This window comes from Alkalispirillum mobile (genome assembly GCF_003664325.1).
In the GTDB taxonomy this organism is placed as follows: Bacteria; Pseudomonadota; Gammaproteobacteria; order Nitrococcales; family Halorhodospiraceae; genus Alkalilimnicola; species Alkalilimnicola mobilis.
Genome location: NZ_RCDA01000001.1, coordinates 1,301,979 through 1,328,062 on the forward strand (window position 1 = coordinate 1,301,979; position 26,084 = coordinate 1,328,062).

25 protein-coding genes are annotated in these 26,084 nt (G+C 68.2%); 13 read left to right on the plus strand and 12 right to left on the minus strand.

What is annotated here, in order from left to right; genetic code table 11:
• Nucleotides 1–21: 21 nt before the first annotated feature.
• Nucleotides 22–390: an iron-sulfur cluster insertion protein ErpA gene (erpA, locus tag DFR31_RS06155; protein WP_121441726.1), complete on the minus strand. Its 369-nt coding sequence runs from the start codon at nucleotides 388–390 to the stop codon at nucleotides 22–24.
• Between the two features lie 89 nt (nucleotides 391–479).
• On the minus strand, nucleotides 480–1,511 hold the full coding sequence (argC, locus tag DFR31_RS06160; RefSeq protein ID WP_121441727.1) for an N-acetyl-gamma-glutamyl-phosphate reductase: 1,032 nt from the start codon (nucleotides 1,509–1,511) through the stop codon (nucleotides 480–482).
• A 77-nt stretch (nucleotides 1,512–1,588) separates the two neighbouring features.
• Between argC and DFR31_RS06165 the strand changes: the two genes are divergently transcribed.
• The 3 genes from DFR31_RS06165 to hemJ all read left to right on the plus strand — a co-directional run bounded on the left by DFR31_RS06165 (nucleotide 1,589) and on the right by hemJ (nucleotide 4,339).
• A complete protein-coding gene (locus DFR31_RS06165) occupies nucleotides 1,589–3,313 on the plus strand; it encodes a chloride channel protein (RefSeq protein WP_121441728.1) in 1,725 nt (574 codons plus the stop codon).
• A 91-nt stretch (nucleotides 3,314–3,404) separates the two neighbouring features.
• Nucleotides 3,405–3,914: a TlpA family protein disulfide reductase gene (locus tag DFR31_RS06170; RefSeq protein ID WP_121441729.1), complete on the plus strand. Its 510-nt coding sequence runs from the start codon at nucleotides 3,405–3,407 to the stop codon at nucleotides 3,912–3,914.
• 2 nt (nucleotides 3,915–3,916) lie between these two features.
• Nucleotides 3,917–4,339, plus strand: a complete 423-nt coding sequence (hemJ, locus tag DFR31_RS06175) for a protoporphyrinogen oxidase HemJ (protein WP_121441730.1) — start codon at nucleotides 3,917–3,919, stop codon at nucleotides 4,337–4,339.
• Between the two features lie 111 nt (nucleotides 4,340–4,450).
• Here the strand turns inward: hemJ and bfr are convergent, their stop codons facing one another.
• The 4 genes from bfr to DFR31_RS06195 all read right to left on the minus strand — a co-directional run bounded on the left by bfr (nucleotide 4,451) and on the right by DFR31_RS06195 (nucleotide 8,109).
• The gene (gene bfr / locus DFR31_RS06180) at nucleotides 4,451–4,915 is read right to left on the minus strand and encodes a bacterioferritin (RefSeq protein ID WP_121441731.1); all 465 of its coding nucleotides are present in this window, start codon (nucleotides 4,913–4,915) and stop codon (nucleotides 4,451–4,453) included.
• Between the two features lie 86 nt (nucleotides 4,916–5,001).
• The gene (locus tag DFR31_RS06185; RefSeq protein WP_121441732.1) at nucleotides 5,002–5,202 is read right to left on the minus strand and encodes a (2Fe-2S)-binding protein; all 201 of its coding nucleotides are present in this window, start codon (nucleotides 5,200–5,202) and stop codon (nucleotides 5,002–5,004) included.
• Nucleotides 5,203–5,278: 76 nt separating this feature from the next.
• Nucleotides 5,279–7,546, minus strand: a complete 2,268-nt coding sequence (ptsP, locus tag DFR31_RS06190) for a phosphoenolpyruvate--protein phosphotransferase (protein ID WP_121441733.1) — start codon at nucleotides 7,544–7,546, stop codon at nucleotides 5,279–5,281.
• Nucleotides 7,547–7,563: 17 nt separating this feature from the next.
• Nucleotides 7,564–8,109, minus strand: a complete 546-nt coding sequence (locus DFR31_RS06195) for an RNA pyrophosphohydrolase (RefSeq protein WP_121441734.1) — start codon at nucleotides 8,107–8,109, stop codon at nucleotides 7,564–7,566.
• Nucleotides 8,110–8,274: 165 nt separating this feature from the next.
• Between DFR31_RS06195 and DFR31_RS06200 the strand changes: the two genes are divergently transcribed.
• From DFR31_RS06200 to folA, 4 genes are read left to right on the plus strand one after another with little or no spacing between them, the layout of a single operon-like run.
• Entirely contained in the window at nucleotides 8,275–8,949 is a 675-nt protein-coding gene (locus DFR31_RS06200) for a histidinol-phosphatase (RefSeq protein ID WP_121441735.1), read from the plus strand.
• 4 nt (nucleotides 8,950–8,953) lie between these two features.
• The gene (locus DFR31_RS06205; RefSeq protein ID WP_121441736.1) at nucleotides 8,954–9,304 is read left to right on the plus strand and encodes a CidA/LrgA family protein; all 351 of its coding nucleotides are present in this window, start codon (nucleotides 8,954–8,956) and stop codon (nucleotides 9,302–9,304) included.
• Nucleotides 9,294–10,016, plus strand: coding sequence for an LrgB family protein (locus tag DFR31_RS06210; RefSeq protein ID WP_121441737.1), 723 nt, complete (start codon nucleotides 9,294–9,296; stop codon nucleotides 10,014–10,016). The genes DFR31_RS06205 and DFR31_RS06210 overlap by 11 nt, the downstream gene beginning before the upstream one ends.
• Before the next feature lie 15 nt (nucleotides 10,017–10,031).
• Entirely contained in the window at nucleotides 10,032–10,532 is a 501-nt protein-coding gene (gene folA, locus DFR31_RS06215) for a type 3 dihydrofolate reductase (RefSeq protein ID WP_121441738.1), read from the plus strand.
• A gap of 15 nt (nucleotides 10,533–10,547) precedes the next feature.
• Here the strand turns inward: folA and DFR31_RS06220 are convergent, their stop codons facing one another.
• Together DFR31_RS06220 and DFR31_RS06230 are read right to left on the minus strand one after the other, a co-directional pair.
• Nucleotides 10,548–11,081 carry a macro domain-containing protein gene (locus DFR31_RS06220; protein WP_121441739.1) on the minus strand — a complete coding sequence of 178 codons (534 nt, stop codon included), beginning with the start codon at nucleotides 11,079–11,081 and terminating at the stop codon, nucleotides 10,548–10,550.
• 173 nt (nucleotides 11,082–11,254) lie between these two features.
• Entirely contained in the window at nucleotides 11,255–11,911 is a 657-nt protein-coding gene (locus DFR31_RS06230; RefSeq protein WP_170153612.1) for a class I SAM-dependent methyltransferase, read from the minus strand.
• A gap of 113 nt (nucleotides 11,912–12,024) precedes the next feature.
• Here DFR31_RS06230 and DFR31_RS06235 point away from each other — a divergent pair, with 113 nt between their 5' ends.
• The 6 genes from DFR31_RS06235 to DFR31_RS06260 all read left to right on the plus strand — a co-directional run bounded on the left by DFR31_RS06235 (nucleotide 12,025) and on the right by DFR31_RS06260 (nucleotide 18,371).
• Entirely contained in the window at nucleotides 12,025–12,594 is a 570-nt protein-coding gene (locus DFR31_RS06235; RefSeq protein WP_121441741.1) for a cob(I)yrinic acid a,c-diamide adenosyltransferase, read from the plus strand.
• A gap of 76 nt (nucleotides 12,595–12,670) precedes the next feature.
• Nucleotides 12,671–14,524, plus strand: a complete 1,854-nt coding sequence (ilvD, locus tag DFR31_RS06240) for a dihydroxy-acid dehydratase (RefSeq protein ID WP_121441742.1) — start codon at nucleotides 12,671–12,673, stop codon at nucleotides 14,522–14,524.
• Between the two features lie 16 nt (nucleotides 14,525–14,540).
• Nucleotides 14,541–15,674, plus strand: a complete 1,134-nt coding sequence (locus tag DFR31_RS06245) for a PQQ-dependent sugar dehydrogenase (protein WP_245971093.1) — start codon at nucleotides 14,541–14,543, stop codon at nucleotides 15,672–15,674.
• A 57-nt stretch (nucleotides 15,675–15,731) separates the two neighbouring features.
• Nucleotides 15,732–16,460, plus strand: coding sequence for a sulfite exporter TauE/SafE family protein (locus tag DFR31_RS06250; RefSeq protein WP_121441743.1), 729 nt, complete (start codon nucleotides 15,732–15,734; stop codon nucleotides 16,458–16,460).
• Between the two features lie 303 nt (nucleotides 16,461–16,763).
• A complete protein-coding gene (locus DFR31_RS06255; RefSeq protein ID WP_121441744.1) occupies nucleotides 16,764–18,029 on the plus strand; it encodes a D-amino acid dehydrogenase in 1,266 nt (421 codons plus the stop codon).
• A 27-nt stretch (nucleotides 18,030–18,056) separates the two neighbouring features.
• Nucleotides 18,057–18,371, plus strand: a complete 315-nt coding sequence (locus DFR31_RS06260; protein ID WP_121441745.1) for an HPF/RaiA family ribosome-associated protein — start codon at nucleotides 18,057–18,059, stop codon at nucleotides 18,369–18,371.
• Nucleotides 18,372–18,447: 76 nt separating this feature from the next.
• Here the strand turns inward: DFR31_RS06260 and pmbA are convergent, their stop codons facing one another.
• The 4 genes from pmbA to DFR31_RS06280 form a co-directional block, all read right to left on the minus strand.
• Nucleotides 18,448–19,806: a metalloprotease PmbA gene (gene pmbA / locus DFR31_RS06265; RefSeq protein ID WP_211328238.1), complete on the minus strand. Its 1,359-nt coding sequence runs from the start codon at nucleotides 19,804–19,806 to the stop codon at nucleotides 18,448–18,450.
• Nucleotides 19,807–19,828: 22 nt separating this feature from the next.
• On the minus strand, nucleotides 19,829–21,280 hold the full coding sequence (gene tldD, locus DFR31_RS06270; RefSeq protein ID WP_121441746.1) for a metalloprotease TldD: 1,452 nt from the start codon (nucleotides 21,278–21,280) through the stop codon (nucleotides 19,829–19,831).
• A gap of 72 nt (nucleotides 21,281–21,352) precedes the next feature.
• The gene (locus DFR31_RS06275; RefSeq protein WP_121441747.1) at nucleotides 21,353–22,180 is read right to left on the minus strand and encodes a carbon-nitrogen hydrolase family protein; all 828 of its coding nucleotides are present in this window, start codon (nucleotides 22,178–22,180) and stop codon (nucleotides 21,353–21,355) included.
• Nucleotides 22,181–22,200: 20 nt separating this feature from the next.
• Entirely contained in the window at nucleotides 22,201–26,064 is a 3,864-nt protein-coding gene (locus tag DFR31_RS06280) for a YhdP family protein (protein ID WP_170153613.1), read from the minus strand.
• Between the last annotated feature and the right edge of the window lie 20 nt (nucleotides 26,065–26,084).

The following is a 26,084-nucleotide window of genomic DNA, read 5'->3' on the forward strand; positions in this document are numbered from 1 at the left end:
GTCGCCGGCCGGTGAGCTGTGTCAGACCGCGAAGGAGGAGCCGCAGCCGCACGTCGTGGTGGCATTCGGGTTGCGAATGACGAACTGCTCGCCTTCGATGCCCTCGACGAAATCCACCTCGGCACCCATTAGGTACTGGCTACTCATCGGGTCCACCAGGAAGGTGACGCCATCCTTTTCCACGATGCTGTCACCCTCTTCGATGCGCTCGTCAAAGGTGAAGCCGTACTGGAAACCGGAACACCCGCCACCGCTGACGAAAACCCGCAGTTTCAGGTCATCGGTTTCTTCCTGGGCGATCAGCTGGGCAACGCGGGCCGCCGCGCTGTCGGTGACTACCAGCACCTGGAAGTCTTCGGTGGGGTCGTAAGTCTGTGCGGTTTCACTCATTTCACAAGCCTCCGGGCCTGTTGCAACGTCATTACCGGTATTGTCAGCCGCCCCGGCCGTCCGGTCAACTACCCCGAACGATACTCGGGTTATGGCAGGACGGCGGGGGCGTCCAGGCCGGCGGTCTCTTCCAGCCCGAACATCAGGTTCATGTTCTGGACCGCCTGCCCGGCTGCCCCCTTGGTGAGGTTGTCGATCACCGACAGCACGATCACCTGGTCGCTCTCCGGTGCCCGGCGCACGGCCAGCCGGCAGAGGTTGGTGCCCCGCACGGTACGGGTCTCCGGGTGAGCTCCGGCGGGCAGCACATCCACGAAGGGCTCGTCAGCGTAGCGGCGCTCAAACAGTAACTGCAGGTCACCCGGGTCACCTTTCACGGTCGCGTAGAGGCTGGCGTGCATGCCGCGCGTCATCGGCACCAGGTGGGGCACAAAGGTCAGCCCGACACCCCCGCCGCATACCTGCTCCAGGGACTGGCGGATCTCCGGCAGATGGCGGTGACCGTCTGCACCGTACGCCTTGAAGCTCTCGTTGACCTCGCACAATAGCGTGCCCACCTTCGCCGCCCGCCCGGCACCGGAGGCACCCGAGACGCAACTGGCCACCAGGCGATCCGTCTCGATGCCCCCGGCCTCCAGCAGCGGCAGCCAGCCCAGACCCACCGCGGTGGGGTAGCAGCCCGGATTGGCCACCAGGCGCGCCTCCCGGATCCCTTCCCGATTCAATTCCGGGAGCCCGTAAGCCGCCTCGGCCACCAGCTCCGGGCAGGCATGCTCCATCCCGTACCAGTCGGCCCAGGTGGCCAGGTCCTGCAACCGGAAGTCCGCGCCCAGGTCCACCACGCGGGTGTCGCGCGCCAGCAGGTCCGGGACCATCTTCATGGCGGTGCCGTTGGGGGTGGCGAAGAACACCAGGTCGCAGGCGGCCAGCGCATCCAGGTCCGGCTCCGTGAAGCGGATATCCACTTCGCCGCGCAGCGAGGGGAACATCTCGTCCACGGGCGTACCCGCATTGCCGCGGGAGGTGATCACGCGAAGCCGGGCCTGGGGGTGGCGCGCCAGCAGACGCAATAGCTCAACCCCGGTGTACCCGGTGCCCCCGACGATGCCGACTTCGATCATGGTGGTTCGCCCTCTGCAAATCGGTAAACTCTCTATTCTATGGCCTGTCTCCTCACAACAAAAGCGAACCACCGCCGATGAACGGCTGGCACCAGCGGCTTGAAGGCCTGCGCCTGCGCCTCTCCGCCCACGATGCGCTCGGACTGATGTCCGTCCTGGCGGTGCTCTGCGGGCTGGCCACGGCCGGTGTCATCCTTGCCTTCCGCAGCCTGGTGGAGTTCAGCCAGAGCCAGCTGCTGGGCTCGCCCGGGCAGTTCTGGGAACTGGCCCCCCACTGGCGGCTGCTCCTGCCCCTGCTCGGCGGGGTGGCAATCGGTCTCTTCCTGCAGTGGCTGCGCCCGGAGCACCGCGGCACCGGGGTCGTGCACGTCATCGAGCGGCTCGGCTACCACCAGGGCTACCTGAACTGGCGCAACGCCGTGGCCCAGTTCGTGGGGGCCAGCACTGCCCTGATCAGCGGCCATTCCGTGGGCCGGGAGGGGCCGGCCATCCACCTGGGCGCGGCAAGCGGCAGCCTGCTCGGCCAGCGCCTGGGACTGCCCAACAACAGCCTGCGCACGTTGGTGGCCTGCGGGGTGGCCGCCGCAATCGGCGCCACCTTCAACACGCCCCTGGCCGGGGTGGTGTTCGCCATGGAGGTGGTGATGCTGGAGTACACCCTGAGCGGTTTCCTGCCGGTGATGCTCTCGGCCGTCACCGCCACGGTGATCACGCAGCTCATCTACGGCAGCAGCCCCGCCTTTTCTGTCCCGGCCGTGCACCTGGAGAGCCTGGGGGAGCTGGGGTGGCTGCTGGTCTGCGGCCTGCTCATCGGCGCCCTGGCCGCCGCCTTCATCCACAGCCTGATGTTCTTCAGCAATAGCCTCACCCGCTGGCCATTGGCGCTGCGGACCGGGCTCGCGGGGCTGGCGGTGGGGCTGATCGGCATGGTGCTGCCCGAGGTCATGGGCGTGGGGTACGAGACGGTCAACCTCATCCTGCTCGGCGAGGTGGCCACGCTGACGCTGATTGCGTTGGTCATCGCCAAACTGCTGGCCAGCACCCTGGCCATCGGGCTGGGTATACCGGGCGGACTGATCGGCCCCACGGTGGTCATCGGTGCGGCGGCCGGCGGCCTGCTGGGTCAGGCGGCACAGGTGCTGTTCCCAACGGCGGCCTCCGAACCCAGCCTTTACGTGATGCTGGGGCTCGGCGCGATGATGGGCGCCACCCTGCGAGCGCCGCTGGCGGCACTCACCGCCATGCTGGAGCTGACCGCCAATCCGAACATCATCCTGCCGGGAATGCTCACCATTGCCATGGCGGTGCTGGTGGCCGGCGAGGTATTCGCAAAGGACTCCGTCTACCTGCACCAGCTCCGGCTACGCGGCCTGGATTTCCGCAGCAATCCGCTGTTCCAGGCGCTCAGCCGGCTGGGCATCGCGCGCATCATGGACCGGCGCCTGGTGGTGGTACCCCGGCACACCGACCGGCGGACGCTCGAGCAGGCACTGGCAACAAACCCGCGCTGGATCCTGATGATGGACCGGGATGGCGTGGCACCGCAGGCCCTGCTCCCTGTCACTGACCTGCTGCACCATCTGCAGGTGGAGAGCACCATGGAGGTGGACCTGCTGCAGATACCGGCCAAACGGCTGGAGCCGGATACCATCGAATACCGGGCAAGCCTGCGCGAGGCCCTGGCCCTGTTCCAGGAGCGGGAGGTGGAGGCGCTCTGCGTGGTCAACACCATTGCTCCGGGTATTCGCCGCTACCTGGGGGTGATCACCCGGCAGGACCTGGAACACCAGTACTTCCAGTAACGCTGCCGGCAGCGAAAATCATTCCCGGGAGCGCACACCCCCGGTAAACTTGGAACTCCCGTTTGGCACACATTGCGGAGTGCGCAGTGATATGAGCAACACCCGGAAAATGCTGGTCGCCACCATCGGTGTCATCGCCGCGGCCGCGGTAGCGCTGGTCCTGATCGCCCCCTGGGAAGGAAAATCCCGCCCGGAGGCCACCTTCACCACGCTGGAGGGAGAGCAGGTTTCCCTGGATTCACTGCGGGGACAACCGGTCCTGGTGACATTCTGGGCGACCGACTGCCCCACCTGTATCGATGAGATCCCCCACCTGCAGGCCCTGCACGACGAGATGGCCGAACGGGGAGTCACCGTGGTCGGCGTGGCGATGCACTACGACGACCCGGAACTGATCGAGGCCATCGTCGAAGCGCGGGAGATGAGCTACCTGATCGCCCATGACAGTGACCGGAGCATCTCCCAGGCCTTCGGCGAGGTCCGGGTCACGCCGACCTCCTACCTGGTGGACCCGGACGGCAAGGTGGTCTGGCAGCGGCTCGGGCTTCTGGACATGGACCGCGTGCGCGGCCAGATCGAACGCATGCTGGAGCGCAGCTGACCATGTACTTGTGGATCAAGGCCTTTCACATCATCGCGGTGGTCACGTGGTTCGCGGCGCTCTTCTATCTGCCCCGGCTGTACGTCTACCACGCGATGGCGGAGGACCGCGCCGGTATCGAACGCTTCAAGGTCATGGAGCGAAAGCTGTACCGCGGCATCATGACGCCCAGCGCCATCGTGGCGGTGGGGCTGGGAATCTGGCTGCTGGTGCTCATCCCGGGCTGGCTGACGCAGGGCTGGTTGCACGCCAAGCTGCTGCTGGTTGCCCTGCTGATCGGCTATCACCTCTACTGTGGGCGCCTGCTGCGGGTTTTCCGGGAGGATCGCAACACCCGCAGCCACCGGTGGTACCGGGTCTTCAATGAACTGCCGGTGCTGGTGCTGATCGCGGTGGTGATCCTCGCCGTGGTCAAGCCGTTCTGACGGACGGCGGCGGGACGATTCGATCTTGAACGAAACAGGGGGCGCCCTGCCGGAGCGCCCCCTGTTCGTGGGATGTGGGCAATGGAGCGGGCCTGCTGCGGCCCGGCCGACTTACATCAGCGACTGCTGGTAGTTCTGCTCGCCCACGCGGTCCATCAGCTCCAGCTGGGTCTCCAGCCAGTCGATGTGGCCTTCCTCGTCCTCGAGGATCTTCTTGAACAGGTCGCGGCTGACGTAGTCCTTGACCTGTTCGCAGTAGGCGATGGCCTCCCGGTAGAGATCACGCCCCTCGTGCTCACCCTCCAGGTCGGCCTGAAGCAGCTCACGCACGTTCTCACCGATACGCAGCCGGCCGTAGTCCTGCAAATTGGGCATGCCACCAAGGAAGAGGATCCGCTGGATGAACTCATCCGCGTGCTTCATCTCGTCGATGGACTCCTCGTACTCCTTCTCGGCGAGCTTGGTCAGCCCCCAGTCATCCGCCAGCCGCGAATGCAGGAAGTACTGGTTGATGGCGGTGAGTTCGAGCTTCAACGCCTTGTTGAGGTATTCGATGACTTTTGCGTCGCCCTTCATCAGTGCACTCCCAGCGATGGATTGGATGTAACCGGTATGACCCGAGTCTAGCAGTATGCCACCGGGGACGGAAAACCCCCGTGTAATCAGGCAACGCTCCGGGCCAGTCGCGCGAGCCCGGCATCCGCCATGTGCTCCTCCAGCAGGGCCTTGGCCGCCGGCGCGCACTTGCAGCAGGCGCTGCAGACACCCAACCGCTCCTTGAGATCACGCATGCAGCAGCAGCCTTCGTCCAAGGCTTGCCGCACGTCACGATCCGTAATCGCTTTGCAGATACACACGTACATGGCCACCTCCTCGTTAGATCCAAAGTTAGATCTAAATGAGAGGCATTGTCAACTGCAAAGAAGTCCGGTTCCCAACCTACTTGCCCGCGCGGATCAAACCACCCAGGCCCTGCTCGTCCAGCGCGCGCTTGAGCATTGCGCGGACGTCGTCGGGCGATTCCATTTCCAGGGCCAGGGTCAGTAACTCGGTGGCCTTTTCGCGACTCATGCTGCGCACCACCCACTTAATGCGCAGGAGACTGGCCACACTCATGCTCAGGCTGTTGACCCCCAACGCCAGCAACAGGATGGCACCGGCGGGATCACCGGCCATGCCGCCGCACACGCTGACCGGGCAGTCGTGCTTCCGCCCGGCCTCCACCACCTCGGCGATGGCCTGCAGGACTGCCGGGTGCAACTCGTCATACAGCGAGGCCACACGGGCATTGTTCCGGTCGACAGCGAGCAGGTACTGGGTGAGGTCGTTGGTGCCCACGGAGAGGAAGGCCACCCTCTGGGCCAGCTTGTCGGCCATCACCACGGCAGCGGGCACCTCGACCATCACCCCGATCGGAGGCATCTCCACCTCCATCCCCTCCTCGCGCAGCTCCTCCACGGCCCGGGCCAGCAGCGCCTTGGCCTCGTCCACCTCGTGTAGCCGGCTGATCATGGGGAACATGACCCGGAGGTTACCGTTGCCGATATTGGCGCGGACCATGGCCCGGAGCTGGGTCAGGAAGATCTCCGGGTGGTCGAGGGTCAGGCGGATACCGCGCCAGCCCAAGAAGGGGTTCTCTTCCTGCACCGGGAAGTAGGGCAGCGATTTGTCACCCCCGATATCCAGCGTGCGCAGCACCACCGGGCGGGGCCGGAAATACTCCAGCACGCGACGGTAGAGCATGGCCTGCTCCTCCTCGCCCGGAAAGCGATCACGGACAATAAAGGGGAACTCGGTGCGGTGCAGGCCGATGCCATCGCATCCGCTGGCCAACGACAGGTTGATATCGGAGATCAGGCCCGTATTGGCCAGAAGCTTTATTCCGAAGCCGTCCGGGGTCTCCGCAGGCTGGTCTTTCAGGCTTTCCAGGCTGTCCGCGAACTCCGCCTCGTCCCGCGCCAGCCGTTCGTACTCCTCGCGGACGGCCTCGCTGGGCTGCACGTAGAAGCGGCCGGAGTACCCGTCGACGATCACCGGCTTGCCGTCCATCCGGCCCGCCCTCAGGTCGGACACCCCCATCACCGCGGGCACGCTCAGGGCCCGGGCCAGAATGGCCACGTGGGAGTTGCGGGTCCCGGTGGCGGACACCACCCCGGCCAGGTTCTCCTGCGGCACTTCGGCCAACTGGGTGGCGCTCACCTCCTTGCCCACCAGGATGACCCGGTCCGGCAGGGGCCGCGCCTTGCCGCTGTCTTCGCGCAGGCGGGCGAGGATACGACTGCCCAGGTCACGGATATCGCTGGCCCGCTCCCTCAGGTAGGGGTCCTCCATGTCCTCGAAGACCTGGACGTGCTGACCGATAGTCTGGCGCAAGCCACCCGGTGCCCAGTTACCCGATTCGATGGCCCGCATGGTCTCGCCCACCAGGCTGTCATCGTCGAGCATCCGCAGGTACACATCGAAGAGCATGTGCTCGTCCGAGGACAGCGTGCCCTCCAACTCGCCGGAGAGCCGGCGCAGCTCCTCGCGGACGGCGCGCACCGCCGCCATGAACCGCGACTTTTCGGCATCAATGTCGTCGGGCTCACGGTCCGGTACCGATTCCAAGTCGGCCTGCGCGGCGTGGACCACGGCCGTACCCATGGCCACGCCCGGTGCCGCCGGCAACCCCTGCAGCATGTGCCCCTTTCCGGCCGGGTCACCGTTATGCAGGCTATCCAGGCCGCCGCTGGCCTCCGCGTGGGCGATGGCGCCCGCCAGCTGCGCGCCCAACGTGACCAGGAAGGCCACGTCATCCTCGTCAAAGCGGCGCTCCGCCATCTGCTGCACCACCAGCACGCCCAGCAGCTTGCGATAGTGGACGATGGGCACGCCCAGGAAGGAGTGGAACAGTTCCTCGCCGGTCTCCGGGAAGTAGCGAAACCGCGGGTGGTCGTAGGCGTTGTCCAGGTTGATGGGCTCACCACGCTCGGCCACCATCCCCACCAGCCCCTCCGAGGGCCGCAGGCGGACGCGGCCCACCGCATCCGGGTTGAGCCCACGGGTGTCCATCAGCACCAGCCGGTCAGTCTCCGGGTCCGCCAGGTAGACGGAACAGACATCCACGCGCATGGCGTCCGCCACCCGCTTTACGATGATGCTGAGTGCCTGGCGCAGCCCGGGTGCGGCGTTGACCTCACGTGATATGCGATGCAGGACCTCGAGCATGCCGGTAACTCCCGAACTCAGGCGCGCCGCCGGCCGCGCGGGTGGGCGGAGCCCCTGGGGCGGCTGGAGGCGGGCCGGTGCGGCAGGCCGTCCGGAAACAGCAGCGGGCCAAGCTCCTGCAGTGCCCGGACATAGACCCGCCGCTTGAAGAAGACCACCTCCTTTACCGGGTGCCAGTAATGCACCCAGCGCCAGTGGTCGAACTCGGGGTGGCCGGAGCGGTCCAGTTGCACCTGGTTCTCATCGCTGACCAGCCGGAGCAGGTACCAGACCTGTTTTTGGCCGATGCAGATCGGCCGGCTGTGGTTGCGGATCAGGCGGCGCGGAAGGCGGTAGCGTAACCAACCACGGGTGCAGCCCATGATCTCCACATCCCCCGGGCCCAGCCCGACTTCCTCTTCCAGCTCGCGATAAAGGGCCTCCTCGGGGGTCTCATGGGCCTTGATCCCGCCCTGGGGGAACTGCCAGGCATTCTGACCAATGCGCCGGGCCCAGAAGACCTTGCCCGCCGCATTCGCCAGGATTATCCCGACATTTGGCCTAAAACCATCCGAATCAACCACTTAAGAAACCCCAAGCCAGCTGGTGCCCTACGTTATTCTTTCACAGCCGAGCCAGTGCAAACAAATCGGCGTTTTAACAAGTGTACCGGCACCCGCCGCATGGGCATCCACCCGGTTTTACCCGCCTGCTAACATAGGCCCTTTGCAAGCCCAATGGAACACGACATGAAGCTGGCGATCTTTGATCTGGACAACACCCTCCTGGCAGGCGACAGCGATCACCTCTGGGGCGAGTTCCTGGTCGACCGGGGACTGGTGGACGAACAACGCTTCCGCGCTGTCAACAATCAGTTCCTGGAGGATTACCAGGCCGGTCGCCTTGATATCGACGCCTTTCTGCGCTTCACCCTGAAGCCCCTGGCGGAGAACCCGCCGGAGCGACTCTGGGAATGGCGGCGCGACTTCATCGAGACGTACATCCGCCCGATCGTGCTGCCGGCCGGTGAGCAACTGCTGGACGAGCACCGGGCGCAGGGCCACCAACTGATGATCATCACCGCCACCAACCGGTTCGTCACGGAACCCATCGCCGATCTCCTCGGCGTCGACACCCTGCTGGCCACGGAACCCGAATGGCGCGAGGGCCGCTACACGGGCCACCACGTGGGCACCCCCACCTTCCAGGCAGGCAAGGTCCGGGCCCTGGACGAATGGCTGGGCCGGCACGGCGGCCAACCGGAACAGACCTGGTTCTACAGTGACTCGCACAACGACCTGCCCCTGCTGGAGCAGGTGGACCACCCGGTGGCGGTGGACCCGGACCCGGTCCTGCGCGACACGGCCCTGGACAGGGACTGGCCGGTCATCTCGCTGCGCGAACACGCGACCACGGCGGACTGACCCGATGCTCCACGGCTTCGCCATGCTGCTGGTCTTTCAGCTGGTGGGCGAGTTCCTCTCGCGGGTGCTGTATTTGCCCATCCCGGGACCGGTAATCGGCATGCTGCTGCTGTTTGCCACCCTGGTGGCCATGGGCGGCGTGCCGAAGGGCCTGCGCCTGGCCGGCGAGGGGCTGCTTGCCTACCTGGCGTTGCTGTTCGTCCCGGCGGGGGTCGGCCTCATGGCCCACATGCACCTGATTGGTCAGGACTGGCTGGCGATCCTGGTCGGCCTGCTGGTCAGCACGGTGCTGACCCTTGCGGCGACCGGCTGGGTGCTGCAACGGCTGCAAAGGAGGCGCCACCATGACGGATGAGCTGGGCGCCTTCTGGGTGTTCCTGTCGGACAGCCCCCTGCTGGGGCTCACCGCCACCCTGCTCGCATTCCTGGCGGCCACCTGGTTCTGGGAACGCACCGGTCGCCACGCGCTGGCCCACCCGGTGCTGCCCGCCATCCTGTTGCTCATGGGCTTTCTCTGGGTGACCGGCATCGAGTACCAGACCTACTTCGATGGCGCCCAGTACATCCACTTTCTGCTTGGGCCGGCCACCGTGGCCCTGGCCATCCCCCTCTACGACCACCTGGCTCGCATCCGGCAACTGCTGGTCCCGCTGCTGGTGGCCGGCACGGTGGGCGCCGCGACGGCCGCCCTGAGCGCGGTGGGGGTGGCGCTGGCGCTGGGTGCCAGCCGGGAGACACTGCTGTCGCTGGCCCCCAAGTCGGTCACCTCGCCCATCGCCATGGGCATCGCCGAAAAGATCGGCGGCCTGCCCTCGCTCACCGCCGGCCTGGTGCTCATCACCGGAACCATGGGCTGCATCACCGCCCCGCTGGTCTTTCGCGTACTGCGCCTGCGCGACGAGAGCGTCCAGGGGTTCGCCCTGGGCGTGGCCGCCCACGGCTTCGGTACCGCCCAGGCCTTTGGGATCAGCGCGCTCGCCGGGGCCTTCGCCGGGCTCGGGCTCGGCCTGGCCGGGATCCTCACCGCGCTCATCCTCCCGCTCTTACCCCTGCTGCTACCCGGCTGAAGGAATCGGAACCCCATGCACCGACGCCCCGAAATCACCCTGATCGCCGCCCTCTCCGACAACGGGGTCATTGGTCGCGACAACGACCTGCCCTGGCGGATTCCGGCGGATCTCCAGCACTTCAAGGCCCGCACCCGTGGGCGCCCCATCATCATGGGCCGGCGCAACTACGAATCCATCGGCCGCCCGCTGCCCGGCCGCCACAACATCGTGCTGACCAGGCAACGGGACTGGCAGGCCGAGGGCTGCACCGTGGTCCACGACCCCGCGGCCGCCCTGGCCGCCGCCGGCGACGTGGAAGAGGTGATGATCATAGGCGGCGAGGCCATCTACCGGCGTTTCCTTCCCGACGCCGATCGGCTGGAGCTCACCCGCATCCATGCCGAGGTGGCCGGCGACACGTATTTCCCCGAGATCGACCTCGCCGACTGGGAGGTGGTCGCCGAGCACCAGCCCCCCAGCGACGAGACCAACGGCTGGCCCCTCACCTACCAGACCCTGGAGCGCCGCCGCTGACCGCGGCACCGCGGGTCAACGCCGCTGCGCCATCTCCGTCAGGATGCGCTCGAACTGGTCCCGCAGCCCGGCGTCGTGCAGCACAAAACGCACCCGGCGCACGTATTCCAGTGACGGCGCCTCCCGCAACACGGTATCCACGGCGACCCGGATCGCCGGCTCCAGAGGGTAACCGAAGGCCCCGGTGGAGATCGCGGGGAAGGCCACCGAGCGCAACCCCTGCTCCTCAGCACGCTGCAACGAATTGCGGTAGCAGGCCGCCAGCAGATCCTCCGCCGGCTCGTCCACCCCGTAGACCGGGCCCAGGGTGTGAATCACGTAGGGATTGGGCAGTTCATGCCCCGACGTGATCACCGCCTGCCCCGGGTTGATCGGTGCCAGCGGGCGACACTCCTCCGCCAGCCCCGGGCCGGCCGCGCGGTGCAGGGCCCCGGCCACTCCGCCCCCCGATCTCAACTGCGCATTCGCCGCATTCACCACGGCATCAATACCCAGCTGGCCGGCGATATCGCCCTGCTGGCACTCCACTTCAACATTGCCGATATGCATCACTGAAACCTCCCTCAACACACGACGCCAGACCACTGGGTTATGTTGGCTCCATGACTGACATTGAAGAACCGGATATCCACCGACTCAAGGAGCGACTGCTGGAATGCCGGGCCGACCCGTTAGACAAGGCAACCCAGCGCGAGCAGTGCGTCGCCCGCTGCAGCCAGCCATCACGGCTTGCGGAACAGCGCCACGTTCCGCCCCGGCCGGTACAGCGCGTAGCCGTAACGCGCGGCGATCCAGGTCAGTACCGCATCCGTGTAAAAGACCACGTGGGTGGGGTCGCGCCGGTAGCGCCAGCCGGCAAAGCGGGCGTCGTCCGACAACAGCTCCGTCATCACCCCCAACCACCCCCCGGGCCGGAGCAGATCATGGAGGCGGTCGAACTCCGCCCCCGGGTGGTGAAAATGCTCCACCACCTCGGTGCAGGTAATGAAATCCCACTGCCTTTTCAGCAGTGCCGTGTCCGGCGCGTAGAAGGGATCGTAGACCGCGGTGGGGAAACCCGCCTCGCGCAGCATCATCGCCAGGGCCGGCCCCGGCCCGCAGCCGTAATCCAGCCCCTCCGCCCCCGCCGGGAGCCGCGCCACCAACGGGTCGGCCAGCCGGGCGAGGAACCGCCGGTAGCCGGGGTCGAGCGGATCGTTCTCGTGGGTCTCGTACTGCGCCCGCTCGGCCGCGGCATCGGGATGCCAGTCCGGGTGCAGAAAGGTCAGCCCACAGGCCGGGCAGCGCCAGTACTCGCCCTCGCGCAGGCTCGCGAAGTGGGCCGGCCCGGGGGCGTGGCACAGGGGGCAGCGGGGCGTGCAAACGGGGTCAGCGGGCATATCTGAAAGCGTCCAGGGTGTGGTCCGGTTCCGCAACAGGCTACCGCGGCGGGCAACCGACGGTCGCCCTTGGTAAAATACGCGACCACCCACCAACCCACCCGGGAGCACACATGGGCAACCGCCTGAGCAAGATCTACACCCGCACCGGTGACCAGGGCACCACCGCCCTGGCCGATGGCCGCCGCCTCTCCAAGGCCGACCTGCGGATGGAGTGCATCGGCACCCTGGACGAGCTGAACAGCGCCCTGGGCATCGTCCTGTCGCAGGAGGTGCCCGAACGTGTCCGCGAGGCCCTGGCACCGGTACAGCACCGACTGTTCGATATGGGTGCCGAGCTTAGCCTGCCCGGCTACCAGTCGGTGGACACCGCCCAGGTGGAAGCGCTGGAAGCCCTGCTGGACGACCTGAACGGCGACCTGCCGCCGCTCAAGGAGTTCATCCTTCCGGGGGGGAGTCCGGCCGCCAGCCACTGCCACCTGGCCCGGGCCATCTGCCGGCGGGCGGAACGACTGGTGGTCGCGCTGAATGCCAGCGACGGCCCGGTCAGCGAGCCGCTGCTCAGCTACATGAATCGCCTGTCCGACCTGCTGTTCGTTGCGGCCCGCTGCATCGCCCGCCAGGGTGGCGGCGAAGAGGTCTTCTGGCTGCATGAACGCCAGCGACCCGATGGGGCGCCGTGAACCGGGGCTTCCCCTCGGCCCGGCAAGGTCCAATAATGAACGGCTAACCAAGAATTCCTGAACGCAGAGGTCTAGCATGCCGCAGTATCGCTCCAAGACGTCCACCGCCGGTCGCAACATGGCGGGCGCCCGCGCCCTGTGGCGGGCCACCGGCATGAAGGATGGCGACTTCGAGAAGCCGATCATCGCCGTCGCCAACTCCTTCACCCAGTTCGTGCCCGGCCACGTCCACCTGAAGGACCTGGGCCAGCTGGTGATCGACGAGATCGAGAAGGCCGGTGGCGTGGGCAAGGAGTTCGACACCATCGCCGTGGACGACGGCATCGCCATGGGCCACGACGGCATGCTCTACAGCCTGCCCAGCCGCGACATCATCGCCGACTCCGTGGAGTACATGGTCAACGCCCACTGCGCTGACGCGCTGGTGTGCATCTCCAACTGCGACAAGATCACCCCCGGCATGCTGATGGCCGCCATGCGGCTGAACATCCCCGTGGTGTTCGTCTCCGGCGGGCCCATGGAGGCGGGCAAGACCAAACTGGCCAGCGGCGAGGAGATCTCCACCGACCTGGTGGACGCCATGGTGGCCGCCGCCAACCCCGACGTCTCCGACGAGGACGTGGCCATCTACGAGCGCTCCGCCTGCCCCACCTGCGGCTCCTGCTCAGGCATGTTCACGGCCAACTCCATGAACTGCCTCACCGAGGCCCTGGGCCTGAGCCTGCCGGGCAACGGCTCGCTGCTGGCCACCCATGCCGACCGCGAGCGCCTCTTCCGCGACGCCGGCCGCACCGTGGTGGAACTGGCCCGGCGCTACTACGAGCAAGACGATGAGCGCTGCCTGCCGCGCAACATCGCCAGCCGCTCCGCCTTCCGCAACGCCATGAGCCTGGACATTGCCATGGGCGGCTCCACCAACACCGTGCTGCACCTGCTGGCCGCCGCCCAGGAGGGCGAAGTCGAATTCGACATGGTCGACATCGACAAGCTCTCCCGCAAGGTGCCCAACCTCTGCAAGGTGGCCCCGGCCACCCCGCTTTTCCACATGGAGGACGTGCACCGCGCCGGCGGCATCATGGGCATCCTCGGCGAACTGGACCGGGCCAAGCTGCTGGATACCACCGTGCCCACCGTGCACAGCAACACCCTGGCCGATGCCCTGGAGCGCTGGGACGTGAAGCGCACCGACGACCCAGCGGTTCACGACTTCTTCAAGGCCGGCCCGGCCGGCGTGCCCAGCCAGACCGCTTTCAGCCAGTCCACCCGCTTCGAGGAACTGGACCTGGACCGGGAGTGCGGCTGCATCCGCACCCTGGAGCACGCCTACAGCAGGGACGGCGGGCTGGCGGTGCTCTACGGCAACCTGGCCGAGCGCGGCTGCATCGTGAAGACCGCCGGGGTGGACGAGTCCATCCTCACCTTCGAGGGGCCGGCGGTGATCTTCGAGAGCCAGGACGCCGCCGTGGAGGGGATTCTCGCGGGTCAGGTGAAGAAGGGCGACGTGGTCATCATCCGCTACGAGGGGCCGCGCGGCGGGCCGGGCATGCAGGAGATGCTCTACCCCACCAGCTACCTGAAGTCCCGCGGGCTGGGCAAGGACTGCGCGCTGATCACCGACGGCCGGTTCTCGGGCGGCACCTCGGGGCTCTCCATCGGTCACGTCTCCCCGGAGGCCGCCGAGGGGGGCAACATCGGGCTGATCGAGCCGGGCGACCGGATCTGCATCGACATCCCCAAGCGCAGCATCCGCATCGACATCAGCGACGAGGAACTGGCCCGCCGCCACGAGGCGATGGACGCCCGCGGGCGCGAGGGCTGGAAACCGGCCGCACCCCGCCAGCGCAAGGTCACCACGGCCCTGAAGGCCTACGCTAAACTGACCACCAGTGCCGACAAGGGCGCGGTGCGTAACCTGGACCTGCTGGACTGAAACGGAGGGGCGGCCCATGCGCAACCTGATGACCACCGCAGCGCTGATCGGCGTCGGGGGCATCGCGCTTGCCGCCCCCGCACTGCCGCTGGCTGCCGACATTGAGGACAGCCAGCACCACCGCTTCCAGATCGAGCGCCTGGGCCAGGGTTTCAGCCACCCCTGGGCGCTGGCCTTTCTGCCCGACGGCGACCTGCTGGTGACCGAACGCCCCGGGCACCTGAACCGCGTGGACCGGGACACCGGCGAGCGGCAGCGCGTCAGCGGCACTCCCGAAGTGGCCGCCAGCGGTCAGGGCGGCCTGCTGGACGTGGCCCTGCACCCGAACTTCGCGGACAACGCCACCGTCTATCTCACCTACTCCGCCTACGGCCGGGGCGGCATGACTACCCACCTGGGCCGCGGTGTACTCGACGGCGACCAGTTGAAAGACTTCGAGAAGCTTTACGCCGCCACACCCTACTCCGGCGGCGGCCGCCACTTCGGCTCGCGGATCGTCTTTGACGATGACGGTTACCTGTACCTGACAATCGGCGATCGCGGCCGGCGCGACCGCGCCCAGCAACTGGACAATCACCACGGCAAGCTGCTGCGCCTGCGCGACGACGGCAGCATTCCGTCCGACAACCCCTTCGTGGACAAAGACGACGCCGAGCCGGCCATCTACAGCTACGGCCACCGCAATGCCCAGGGCATGGTCCTGCACCCCGAGACCCGGGCCGTCTGGCTGCACGAGCACGGCCCGCGCGGTGGCGACGAGATCAACCTGCCGAAACCCGGGGTCAACTTCGGCTGGCCCGAGGCCACCTTTGGCACCGAATACCACGGGCCGGAGATCGCGCCGGACCCACCGGTGGCCGGCATGGAGCCCCCCATTCACCACTGGACACCGTCGATCGCCCCCTCCGGCATGGCCTTCTACCAGGGTGATGCCTTTCCCCGGTGGGAGGGCGACCTGTTCGTCGGCGCACTCGCCCACCGCCACCTGGAGCGCCTGCGCCTTGACGGCACCGAGGTGGTGGAACAGGAACGGCTGCTGGAGGACCTGGACTGGCGCATCAGGGACGTGCGCGTGGCGCCGGACGGCCACCTTTACGTGCTGCCGGACCGCAGCAGCACGCCGCTGTTGCGGCTGCTGCCCGCGGACTGACGGGCGCACCCCTCTGCTATACTCGGCCGCCTTCCGCAGTCACCGAGAGGGCGCCCGTTGGAACTGAGCCTCCTGCAACTTGTGCTGGCCTCCCTGTTGGTCGCCTTCGGCTGCTTTGTGCAGGGGGCACTGGGGTTCGGCCTGGCCCTGATCGCCGCCCCCCTGCTCTTTCTCATCCACCCCGCTCTAGTCCCCGGGCCGATCCTGTTCCTGGCCATGGTGATCTCCCTGATCATCGTCTGGCGCAACCGCTCCGGGCTTGCCATCGGGGAGCTGGGCAGCGCGCTGGTGGGCCGGCTGCCCGGCATGGCGCTGGCGTTGTGGATACTGGGGTTCGCCTCGCGCGACCTCCTCTCTCTCATTCTTGGCGCCTCCGTGTTGCTGGGGGTGGCTGCCAGCCTCTCCCACTGGCACCTCACCCCGACCCGCAACAAGCTGCTGGCAGCGGGTTTCCTCTCCGGTTTCATGGGGACCAGCACCTCAATCGGCGGCCCGCCCATGGCCCTGGTCTACCAGAACGCCCGGGGTCAGCGCGTGCGGGCCAACCTGGGCGGCTTTTTCCTGATCGGTACCGTGATGTCCGTGGCCGGACTGGCCCTGCTGGGGCACTTCGGCCGCCACGAACTGCTGCTCTCGCTCGCCCTGACCCCCGCCGCCCTGGCCGGGCTGGCCCTCTCCCGGCACGCGGTCAGTTGGGTGGATGCCGGCCGGGTCCGGCCGGTCCTGCTGGTCCTCTGTACCCTGTCTGCCCTGGCGGTCATCGGCGACGGGCTGCTGCTCCGGTAACACCGTTTTATGCACATTGCCCGATCACGCCTTGTCAAGGGCCTGCAAGTGCCTGATTGCTTGCCACTGCCGCACCCCGAAAACTGGTAAATTGCTGATTTATAGCTGCTTCTCTGTTTTGATCAATATTGCACCAATCTGACAGCCTGCGAGGTGCTGACTGGCTCTGCGGCGGGTGTCCCCGATTCCTCCACAATGTTATCCACAGGTTCTGTGGATACATCCACGGGACGATGCTTGTCCAAAGGGTGTATAACCTGATCAACTGAAGTGCTGAGGATCGGGACAACACAAGGAGGCCCGATGAAGGTAACTGTGGTGGGTGGTGGCGTGATCGGTATCACGACCGCCTGGTACCTGGCGGAACGCGGACACGAGGTGACAGTCCTGGAGCGCGCCGCCTCCATGGCCGACGAGACCAGTCACGCCAACGGCGGGCTGCTGCATGCCAGTCACGCCGAGCCCTGGAACAGCCCAGGCGTCCTCTGGGACCTGCTGCGCTGGATCGGTCGCGAGAACTCCCCGCTGCTGCTGCGGCCCCACGCCCTGCCCGGCCTGATGCGCTGGGGGCTGGGGTTCCTGCGTTACAGCCGTCGCCGGCATCACGAGCACAGCCTGCGGGTTAACGCCGCCCTGGCCGTGTACAGCCTGGAGCGGCTGCGGGCCCTGCGCGCCGAGACGGGCCTGCGCTACGACGACGCGCAGAACGGCATCCTCAAGGTTTTCAATGACCAGGCCACACTGGACGCCGCAGCCGAGGCCTCCCGCCATATGGACGAGGTCGGGGTGCGGTACCGGCTGCTCGACCCGGCGGCCACCGTCGAGCTGGACCCGGCCTACGCCGACGCCGCCGATCAGCTGGCCGGCGCCATCTACTACCCGGAGGATGAAAGCGGCGACGCCTGCCTGTTCACCCAGCGCCTGGCGGAACTGGCCCGGGAGCGCCACGGCGTCCACTTGGTCAACAACTGCACCGTGGAGGGCTGGCGTACCGAGGGCGGGCGCATCGTCGCGGCCCGCACCGCCCAGGGCGAGATGACCGGCGACGCCTGGGTGCTGGCCACCGGCAGCTACACGCCGCAACTGGCCCGCCCCTTGGGCCTGCGCGTCCCCATTTACCCGGTTAAGGGCTATTCGGTAACCATCCACGCCCCCGACTGGGCCGGCGCGCCGCGCATCCCGCTGATCGACGACGAGCGCAAGGTGGTGCTCTCGGTGCTGGGCGGGCGGGTGCGCATGGCCGGAACTGCGGAGTTCACCGGCTACGATTTGTCACTGCGCAAGGCGCGCTGTGACAATGTACTGAACAACGTACTGGCGACATTCCCCGGTTTGCGGGATCATATCGCCCCCGAGACCCGAGAGGACTGGTGCGGGCTGCGGCCCATGAGCATGGACGGCCCACCCATCGTGGGGGAAACCGCCGTGCCCAACCTGTACCTCAACAGCGGTACCGGCCACCTGGGCTGGACCTTCGCCTGTGGCGTCTCTCACCTGCTGGCGCAGCGCCTTTCCGGTGAGACCCCCGGGCTGGACATGGCCCCGTTGGCCCCCGACCGCTATCGCTGACTTTCACTGAAAACCCAAGGAGACAACATGCAGATCCAGATCAACCCCGGCGACGGCGTCCACCACTCGGATGCGCTGGAGCAGCACATCAAGGAGAGCCTGGGCGTGCTGGAAAAGCGCTTTGGGGATCGCCTCACCCGGCTTGAGATCCACATGAGCGACATCAACGGCCCCAAAGGTGGGGTCAACAAGGAGGTGCGGATTGAGGCGCGCCCCAACGGCCTGGACCCGGTGATGGCCAGCGCCACCGAGGACGACGTCTACGACGCCGCCCGTACCGCCATCAGCAAGCTGGAGAAGGTGCTGTCCACCCGCTTCGGCAAGCTGGACGACCGCCGCTAAGTCCCCTGCCCGTCGGGGCGCGCGCCCGCGCGCCGCTCCTGCGGCAGGTCGCGGTGGCGCCCGTGGGCGGGGCGCGTTACTCCCCGCCCACCGTCATCTCATCGAGCAGCAGCGACCCGGTGTACACGTTACCGCGCCGGTCCACGTCACTGCCCACCGCCTGCAGGCCCGCGTACATCTGTTTCAGGTTGCCGGCGACGGTGATCTCCTGGACGGGGTAGGCGATCTCGCCGTTCTCCACCCAGAAGCCCGTGGCGCCCCGCGAGTAATCGCCGGTCACGGGGTTAATGCCCTGCCCCATCATCTCGGTCACCAGCAGGCCGGTACCCATTCGCCGGAGCAGCGCCGCCTGGTCATCTTGGCCCGGCGCCACCACCAGGTTGTGCACCCCGCCGGCATTGCCCGTGGTCTGCATGCCGAGCCGGCGCGCCGAGTAGCTGTCCAGCACGTACCCCTGCAGCACGCCGTCGCGGACCAGCTCACGCTCCCGCGTGGCCACGCCCTCGCCGTCGAAGGGCACACTGCCCATGCCCCGGGGCCGGTGGGGTTCTTCGCGCATCTGCACGAACTCGGGAAAGACGGACTCGCCCAGGTGGTCGAGGAGGAAGGAGGCCTTGCGGTAGAGCGCGCCCCCCCGGATGGCCCCCAGGAAGTGGGCGACCAGGCCGCGCGCCATGTTCGGTGCAAAGAGTACCGGCACACGCTGCGTGCCCAGCCGGCGGGCCCCCATTCGCGCCAGGGTGCGACGGGCGGCCTCCCGGCCCACGTCCTCGGCCCGTTCCAGCGCGTTGGGCGCGCGATCGACGGTGAACCAGTAATCGCGCTGCATGTGATCGCCCTCGCCGGCAACCATGACGCAGTTCATGCTGTGCCGGGTCCCGGCGTAGCTGCCCACAAAGCCGTGGCTGTTGCCGTAGACCTTGAGGGCATGGTGGGTAGCCACCCCCGCCCCTTCGGAGTTGGTGATGCCCTTCTCGGCCAGGCCGGCGGCCTCGCAACGACGCGCCAGATCGATCGCCTCCTCGGGCGTGAGCGCCCAGGGGTGTTCCAGATCCAGGTCCGGCAACGATTGCGGCATGAGGTCGGCGTCGGCCAGGCCGTGGGCCGGGTCCTCCGAGGTATAACGGGCGATATCGCACGCGGCCTGCACGGTCTCGCGGAGGGACTCCGGCCGGAAGTCGGCGGTGTTCGCGCTGCCCTTGCGCTGCCCGAAATAGACCGTGACGCTCATACCGCGGTCACGGTGGTGCTCCAGGGTGTCCACCTCGCCCTTGCGGACATTCACTGAAAGCCCCTGGTCGAAGACCAGCCCGGCGTCGGCACCGGTTGCCCCCAGCGTCCGGGCGGTATCCAGTGCCTGCTGGATGAGCGCCTCCATGTCGGCGCTGGCGGGGAGACGGCTGGACTGCGTTGTCGCGGTGACGGTGTCGCTCATTCGGGGTGTCCTTTGCCTTCGGCTAGTTGCGGGTACCGCCCACGGTGAGGGCGTCCACTTTCAGGGTGGGCTGACCCACGCCGACGGGGACGCTCTGGCCCTCCTTGCCGCAGACGCCGATCCCGGCGTCCAGCTCCAGGTCGTTGCCGACCATGCTGACGCGGGTCAGGACATCGGGGCCGTTACCGATCAGGGTGGCCCCCTTGACCGGGGTGGTGATGCGGCCGTTCTCGATCAGGTAGGCCTCGCTGGCAGAGAAGACGAACTTGCCGGAGGTGATGTCCACCTGGCCGCCGCCGAAGTTGACCGCGTACAGCCCGTAGTCCACCGAGCTGATGATCTCCTGCGGGTCGTGAGGACCGGGGAGCATGTAGGTATTGGTCATGCGCGGCATCGGCAGGTGGGCGAAGGATTCTCGCCGGCAATTGCCGGTGGACTGCGTGCCCATCAGCCGGGCGTTGAGCTTGTCCTGCATGAACCCTTTGAGCACGCCCTTCTCGATCAGGGTGGTGCAGTTGGTGGGCGTGCCCTCGTCGTCCACGTTGAGCGAGCCACGGCGGTTGGCGAGCGTGCCGTCATCCACCACGGTGCACAGCGGCGAGGCCACCCGCTCGCCCATGCGCCCGGCAAAGGCGGAGGTGCCCTTGCGGTTGAAGTCGCCCTCCAGGCCGTGGCCCACCGCCTCGTGCAGCAACACCCCGGGCCAGCCCGGGCCCAGCACCACCGGCATGGAGCCGGCCGGGGCCTCCTCGGCCTCCAGGTTGACCAGCGCCTGACGGACCGCCTCGCGGGCGTACCCCAGGGCGCGGTCGCCGTCCACGAAGTAGCCGTAACTCACCCGGCCACCGCCACCGGCGGTACCGTTCTCGCGCCGGTCGCCCTCGCGCACCAGCACGCTGACGTTGAAGCGCACCAGCGGCCGGACATCGGCAGCCAGGGTGCCGTCGGCGTTGGCCACCAGCATGGTCTCGTGCACCCCGCCCAGGGTGGCGATGACCTGCTCCACCCGCGGGTCCTGGGCGCGGGCCTCGGCGTCCACTGCCTTGAGCAGGGCCACCTTGTCGTCGGCGCTCATGCCCGATAGCGGGTTGTCCGAGGGGTAAAGGTTGTGTCCGCTACCCCGCTGCCAGGCCTGCAGGCGGGCGCTCTGACCGCTGCGCGCGATGGCGCGCGCGCTGCCGGAGGCCTCAAGCAGGGCCGGCAGGACGATCTCGTCGGAGTAGGCAAAACCGGTCTGCTCGCCGCTGATGGCGCGCACGCCCACCCCTTGGTCGATGCCCCGGGTGCCCTCGCGCACCCGGCCGTCCTCCATGACCCAGCCCTCGCTGCGGGCAGCCTGGAAGTAGATATCGGCGGCATCCACGCCGGGCCCCATCAGCCGGCCGAAGGCCTGTTCCAGGTGCTGTTCCTCCAGCCCGGCCGGTGCCAGTATCCGTTGGCGGGCGATGTCCAGTCGGTCGACTACTGCACTCATGGATCAGCTCCGGGGGCGATGCCCCTTGGTCGCCTGCCCGGGCCGGCGGGCCACGGGCAGGGCAGTGGACGATCAGATTCGGCGGTGCTCCAGCACCGGGAAACGGCGGCGGATCTCCGCCTGGCGCTGCAGGTCCAGGTCGGCCACCACCACGCCGGCGCCCTTGGCCCGGCTGTCCAGCACGATCCCCCAGGGATCGACGATCAGGCTGTCGCCGTGGGTCTCACGGCCGCTGGCGTGCCGGCCGCCCTGGTCGGGCGCGACGACAAAGCAGAGGTTCTCGATGGCCCGGGCGGTCACCAGGGTGCGCCAGTGGGCGGCACCGGTGACGGCGGTGAAGGCGGAGGGCAGGGCCAGGATCTCCATGCCCTGCTCGGCCATCCCGCGGAAGAGCTCCGGGAAGCGCACATCGTAACAGACAGCCAGGCCGATCCGGCCCAGTTCGGTGTCCACCACCACCGGCCGGCGCCCCGCCTCCAGGGTGTCGGACTCGCGGTAGGCCTCGCTGTCACTGACCCCCACGTCGAACAGGTGAATCTTGTCGTAGCGCGCCAGGCGACGGCCGTCCGGACCGAACAGCAGGCAGGCCGCGCGCACTTTTCCGGGGGTGCCGTTGCGTAGCGGAATGGTACCCGCCACCAGGTGCACCCGGTGGCGGATCGCCAATTTGGCGAGCAGGTCCTGGATTGGGCCGCTGCCCTCTTCCTCCGCCACGTCCAGCTTGTCGGCCTCGCGCCGCCCCATCAGGGCGAAGTTCTCGGGCAGCACCACCAGGCGCGCGCCGCGCTCCGCCGCCTGGGCGACCAACCGCTCGGCCTCTGCCAGATTACCGGCCAGATTGGGCCCGGAGACCATCTGGATGGCCGCTGCCCGTACCCGCTTGTCATCCTCAATCGCCATTAGTCTGCTCCGTCGCCTGCCTACTCCGCGCCCCGGCGTTCCACCACGGGGTCGTCCCAGGGCCCGGTCACCCGGTAACTGTACCGGGTTGCGCGCTCCACCTCATCTCCCGCGACCTGGTCCGCCAGCCAGCCGGCCGCCGCACCCACCGGCCCGCCAAAGATAAAGCCCACGATGGGCATGGTGGCCCCCAGCCGCGGGGTCACCTGCACGGTCTGATCATAGTCGCGATCGCGCAGCCCGATGCGCCCGTCCAGAGCCAGCTTGGCCGCCGGCCCATCGATGTCAAAACGCTGGATGTGGGCATCGCCGTCGGCCAGGTCCAGGTCCGCGCGCAGGCGATCGAAGGCGAAGCCGCGTCCGAAGATATCGGAAAAATCCAGGGCCAGCCGGCGCGGCAGGGTGGTGACACTGAGCAGCCCGAACAGCCGCCCGGCCCCGGGGCTGAGGTCGGGGATCTGCCCGTCGTCGATACGCAGGGAGACCGTCCCTTCCATGGCCGCCAGCGAGAACCGCTGGGGCAGGTTATCCCACGCCACGTCGCTCTCGATGCGCGTGCGCCCGCGGCTGACGGTGGGCAGATAGCCGAAGGTGGCGAGAATGTCACCGGCGCGCTCACCCTCGAGGGAGATCTGCGATTCCGTCCTGTGCCCGCCGTCCCGGAAGTGCCAGGCCAGTTCCCCATCCAGGGTGAAGGTGGGCGCCACCAGCCGGATGTCGCGGAACCGGGCGCTGTTATCCTCCGGCACGACGCGCAGGCTGAGTTCGCCCAGGTCCCGGCGGTCGATGACCAGCTGGTCAACCGCCAGGGCCATGGGCGGCAACCGGCCTGGCCGCAGCCGGTCTTCCCCGTCCTCTGCCGGCGGCTGCTCGGCCATCGCCTCGCGCTCCTCCGTGAACAGCGCCGGCGCCAGATCCAAGCGGTCCAGATCAACCCGAACCGGCTGATCGGTGTCGGGCGCATCGGGCCAGAACACCTCGCCGGCCAGGGGGCCATCCAGCCGGACGCTCCAACCCGAGTGGGGCTCCGGCTCCAGGACCACCCGCTGATTGTCCAGGGCCAGCTCACCCAGGTCGATCTGCTGGAACCGCAGGTCCAGCGCCAACGGGGGCAGGGCCGCGGTGCCCGGCTCCGCCGGCGCCTGTTGATCGAGCCAGTCGAGCCAGGGCGCGAGGCTCAGCGGGGGCACCACGCCGGACACCGTCCAACCGGGCTGTTCGGGCAGTTCCGCGGCCGCCTCACCGAAGACGATCGCGAGCCGCGGCACGTTGAACGCATCGCTGCCCTCCTCGGCCTCCTCCAACGCCAGTACCCCGTTCAGGCGGTCGGCGTAGCGCCAGCGCACCGGGGCCAGGCCGTCCCCGTCCATGCGGGTCTCCACGGTCAGGTTGCGGCTCTCCCGCTCCCCCTTGCCCAGAGGCTCGGGCAGGTGAAGGGCCAGGCCTTCCAGGCCGCTGCTGAGGCGCAGCAACACATCCTCCGGCCCCTGCTCGGGGCGAAAGTCCGGTAGCTGCAGGTCGGCCCGCCACGCCGTCTCCCCGCTGACCCAGTCGGCAGGGATGGGCACCTGCGGGAAGAGATCCGCGGGCGCACCGCGGCCCCGGCCTCGCAGAAAGATACGGCCGTCGTCGGTTTCCGCATCCACCACCAGCGGGTGCCCCAGGTAACGGGCCTCGAGACCGGTGGTACGCAGGCCCCGTTGGTCGAAGTGCAGGTCACCGGCCAGACCGTCGAACGTCAGGTCCCAGCGCGGCAGGCGGTACCGACTGCCCGCCTCCAGGCTCAGCTGGCCGTCCACCCGGACCCGCTCCGGCTCGAAGTCCCGCAGGGGCAGCGTCAGCCCCAGGGCCAGGTCGTGCTCACCGTCCAGGGCCATCGGCACGGTCTCCCGCAGCAACTCGCGGGTCAGCGGCATATCGCGCAGGTAATCCAGGTAGCCCTCTCCCGGGCCGCGGACCTGCCCGTGCAGGGCCAGCACCGGCTCGAACAGGTCGGGCAGGGTCACGTCCACGTGTCGGACCTCCGCCCCGGACAGCTGCCCGGAATGGCCGCGGATGTGCATGGAGGCACCGCGGAAGTCCAGCTCCGCCTCGGCGCCGGTGAGCACCGGCCAGTCCGGCTGGTAGGCCAGCTCGCCGTTGCGCACGCGGCCACCGGCACGGAAGTCCACCTGCCCGTCCCGGAACAGCGCACCGGAGGCGGGACCGTCCCAGTGGACGTGGGCCTCGGTGACCTCCCCCTGGCGCACCGCGTCGGCCAGCCACTCCCGGGTGCCCGGGGGCAGGTAGCGGATGGGCAGGTAGCGGGCGGTCTGGCTGCCATCACCGTCCCGGGCCTCGGCCTGCAGGCGCATCCACGGAGGTTCGCCGGGGCGGCCGGCCAGGCTCAACCGCCCTTCACCCCGGGCATCCGGGTTGCGCAGGGCGATGTCATCAAAATCCACCCGGTAGCGGCCATCGGGGTCCACCCACCAGCGGATAGCGGTACTGAACTGGCTCAGCGGGATGGTCTCGGGGAACAGGTAGGGGTAATCCAGCGCGCCGTCCTCAAGCCGGAATTCGGCCTGGCCGCCGCGCTCGGTGGTGCGGAACTCGCCATAGAGCGGCCCCACGCCGGGCAGTTTCTCCACCGGCTGCAGGCCCACGCCGGCGAGGCTGCCGGCGGCATCCAACTGCGCCACCCCGCCCTCGCGATCCAGCTCCAGGCGCAGGTGGGTGTCGCGGAACTCCCCGTAGGGGCTGGCCGCCTGCAGTCGGGCCAGGGTGTCATCGGCAAGCCCGGGGCTGAGTGAGGCAAGCCGGGCCAGGTCGTCCAGGTGCGCGCGCTGGAATACGCCCTGCAACGCGAAACCACCGGCTTCGGTTCGGCGGTGGACGAATGCCAGGTCCTGGGCGGCCCAGTCCTGATCGGGGCGTTCCACCGCCAGGTCATTGACATCCAGGCGCCAGTCCGCCGGCGTGCCGGACCAGCGTCCCTTGCCGCTGACCTGCCCGGCCAACGGCTGCAACTCGCCGTCCGCGGTCCGGCGCCAGTCCAGGTCCCCGAACCGGAAGTCACCGATGACCTGTAACGGCCCGTCGGCCGGCCACTCCCCCCACAGGGCGAGATCGCCCTGCCCCTGTACCTGGTAAGCACGATCCGACAGGGGCAGCAGGCCCTGAATCGCCGCCAGCACCAAGCCCTGCCCCTGCAAATGGGCGCGCCCGGCCGGCACCGCATCGCCCCGCGGCAATTCCAGCTTCAGCTGCCCCTGAACGCGTCCCCCGAGCGCCTCCGGGGGGTGCAGCACGGCGTCGGCCTGCAAGCTGCGGGCATCCCGCTGCAGCCGGGCGGCACCGGGCACCGTCCAGACCTGGCCGTCGGGGGCATGCCAGCGCACCACCACATCGTCCAGGCGCATCCGCGCGGGCAGCAACGACCAGTCGAAGGCCTCCAGCCGCGACAGGTCAAAGGCCTCCTCGGCGAGGGTCAGCCCCTCCAGTCCCAAAACCACCGGCTTGCCGCGCTCATCCAGCCCCGCGTCCAACCGCAGCCCCTCCAGCGCCAGTGCCTGCACGGCCACCTGTCGGTTGACGGCGCTATCCAGCAGGGCCAGTTCCACTCGCAGCGAGCGGAACCCCAGGGCCTGCTCCTCCGGGCCCACGCGCACCCCTTCGGCGTGCAGCAGCGGCCGCCAGCCCCGCCAGTCCAGCCGCAGGCGCTCCACCTCGACCGGCTGGCCCAGCTCTTCGGACAGGCGCTGCTCCAAGGTGGCGCGGTAGTCGGGCACCAGCTCCGGCAGGGCCAGCCGCAGCGCCCACAACACCACCGCCAGCACCACCAGCACAACGGCGGTGGCGCGTAGGGCGTAATGCGAAATGTGGCGGGTGAGCTTGTGCTGCAAGGGCGAATCTCCGGCCCGGG

Bases quoted from the DNA above. Each gene is read 5' to 3' on its own strand.
- erpA (WP_121441726.1), bottom strand. From the start codon at position 390: ATGAGTGAAACCGCACAGACTTACGACCCCACCGAAGACTTCCAGGTG.
- argC (WP_121441727.1), bottom strand. From the start codon at position 1,511: ATGATCGAAGTCGGCATCGTCGGGGGCACCGGGTACACCGGGGTTGAG.
- DFR31_RS06165 (WP_121441728.1), top strand. From the start codon at position 1,589: ATGAACGGCTGGCACCAGCGGCTTGAAGGCCTGCGCCTGCGCCTCTCC.
- DFR31_RS06170 (WP_121441729.1), top strand. From the start codon at position 3,405: ATGAGCAACACCCGGAAAATGCTGGTCGCCACCATCGGTGTCATCGCC.
- hemJ (WP_121441730.1), top strand. From the start codon at position 3,917: ATGTACTTGTGGATCAAGGCCTTTCACATCATCGCGGTGGTCACGTGG.
- bfr (WP_121441731.1), bottom strand. From the start codon at position 4,915: ATGAAGGGCGACGCAAAAGTCATCGAATACCTCAACAAGGCGTTGAAG.
- DFR31_RS06185 (WP_121441732.1), bottom strand. From the start codon at position 5,202: ATGTACGTGTGTATCTGCAAAGCGATTACGGATCGTGACGTGCGGCAA.
- ptsP (WP_121441733.1), bottom strand. From the start codon at position 7,546: ATGCTCGAGGTCCTGCATCGCATATCACGTGAGGTCAACGCCGCACCC.
- DFR31_RS06200 (WP_121441735.1), top strand. From the start codon at position 8,275: ATGAAGCTGGCGATCTTTGATCTGGACAACACCCTCCTGGCAGGCGAC.
- DFR31_RS06205 (WP_121441736.1), top strand. From the start codon at position 8,954: ATGCTCCACGGCTTCGCCATGCTGCTGGTCTTTCAGCTGGTGGGCGAG.
- DFR31_RS06210 (WP_121441737.1), top strand. From the start codon at position 9,294: ATGACGGATGAGCTGGGCGCCTTCTGGGTGTTCCTGTCGGACAGCCCC.
- folA (WP_121441738.1), top strand. From the start codon at position 10,032: ATGCACCGACGCCCCGAAATCACCCTGATCGCCGCCCTCTCCGACAAC.
- DFR31_RS06220 (WP_121441739.1), bottom strand. From the start codon at position 11,081: ATGCATATCGGCAATGTTGAAGTGGAGTGCCAGCAGGGCGATATCGCC.
- DFR31_RS06230 (WP_170153612.1), bottom strand. From the start codon at position 11,911: ATGCCCGCTGACCCCGTTTGCACGCCCCGCTGCCCCCTGTGCCACGCC.
- DFR31_RS06235 (WP_121441741.1), top strand. From the start codon at position 12,025: ATGGGCAACCGCCTGAGCAAGATCTACACCCGCACCGGTGACCAGGGC.
- ilvD (WP_121441742.1), top strand. From the start codon at position 12,671: ATGCCGCAGTATCGCTCCAAGACGTCCACCGCCGGTCGCAACATGGCG.
- DFR31_RS06245 (WP_245971093.1), top strand. From the start codon at position 14,541: ATGCGCAACCTGATGACCACCGCAGCGCTGATCGGCGTCGGGGGCATC.
- DFR31_RS06255 (WP_121441744.1), top strand. From the start codon at position 16,764: ATGAAGGTAACTGTGGTGGGTGGTGGCGTGATCGGTATCACGACCGCC.
- DFR31_RS06260 (WP_121441745.1), top strand. From the start codon at position 18,057: ATGCAGATCCAGATCAACCCCGGCGACGGCGTCCACCACTCGGATGCG.
- pmbA (WP_211328238.1), bottom strand. From the start codon at position 19,806: ATGAGCGACACCGTCACCGCGACAACGCAGTCCAGCCGTCTCCCCGCC.
- tldD (WP_121441746.1), bottom strand. From the start codon at position 21,280: ATGAGTGCAGTAGTCGACCGACTGGACATCGCCCGCCAACGGATACTG.
- DFR31_RS06275 (WP_121441747.1), bottom strand. From the start codon at position 22,180: ATGGCGATTGAGGATGACAAGCGGGTACGGGCAGCGGCCATCCAGATG.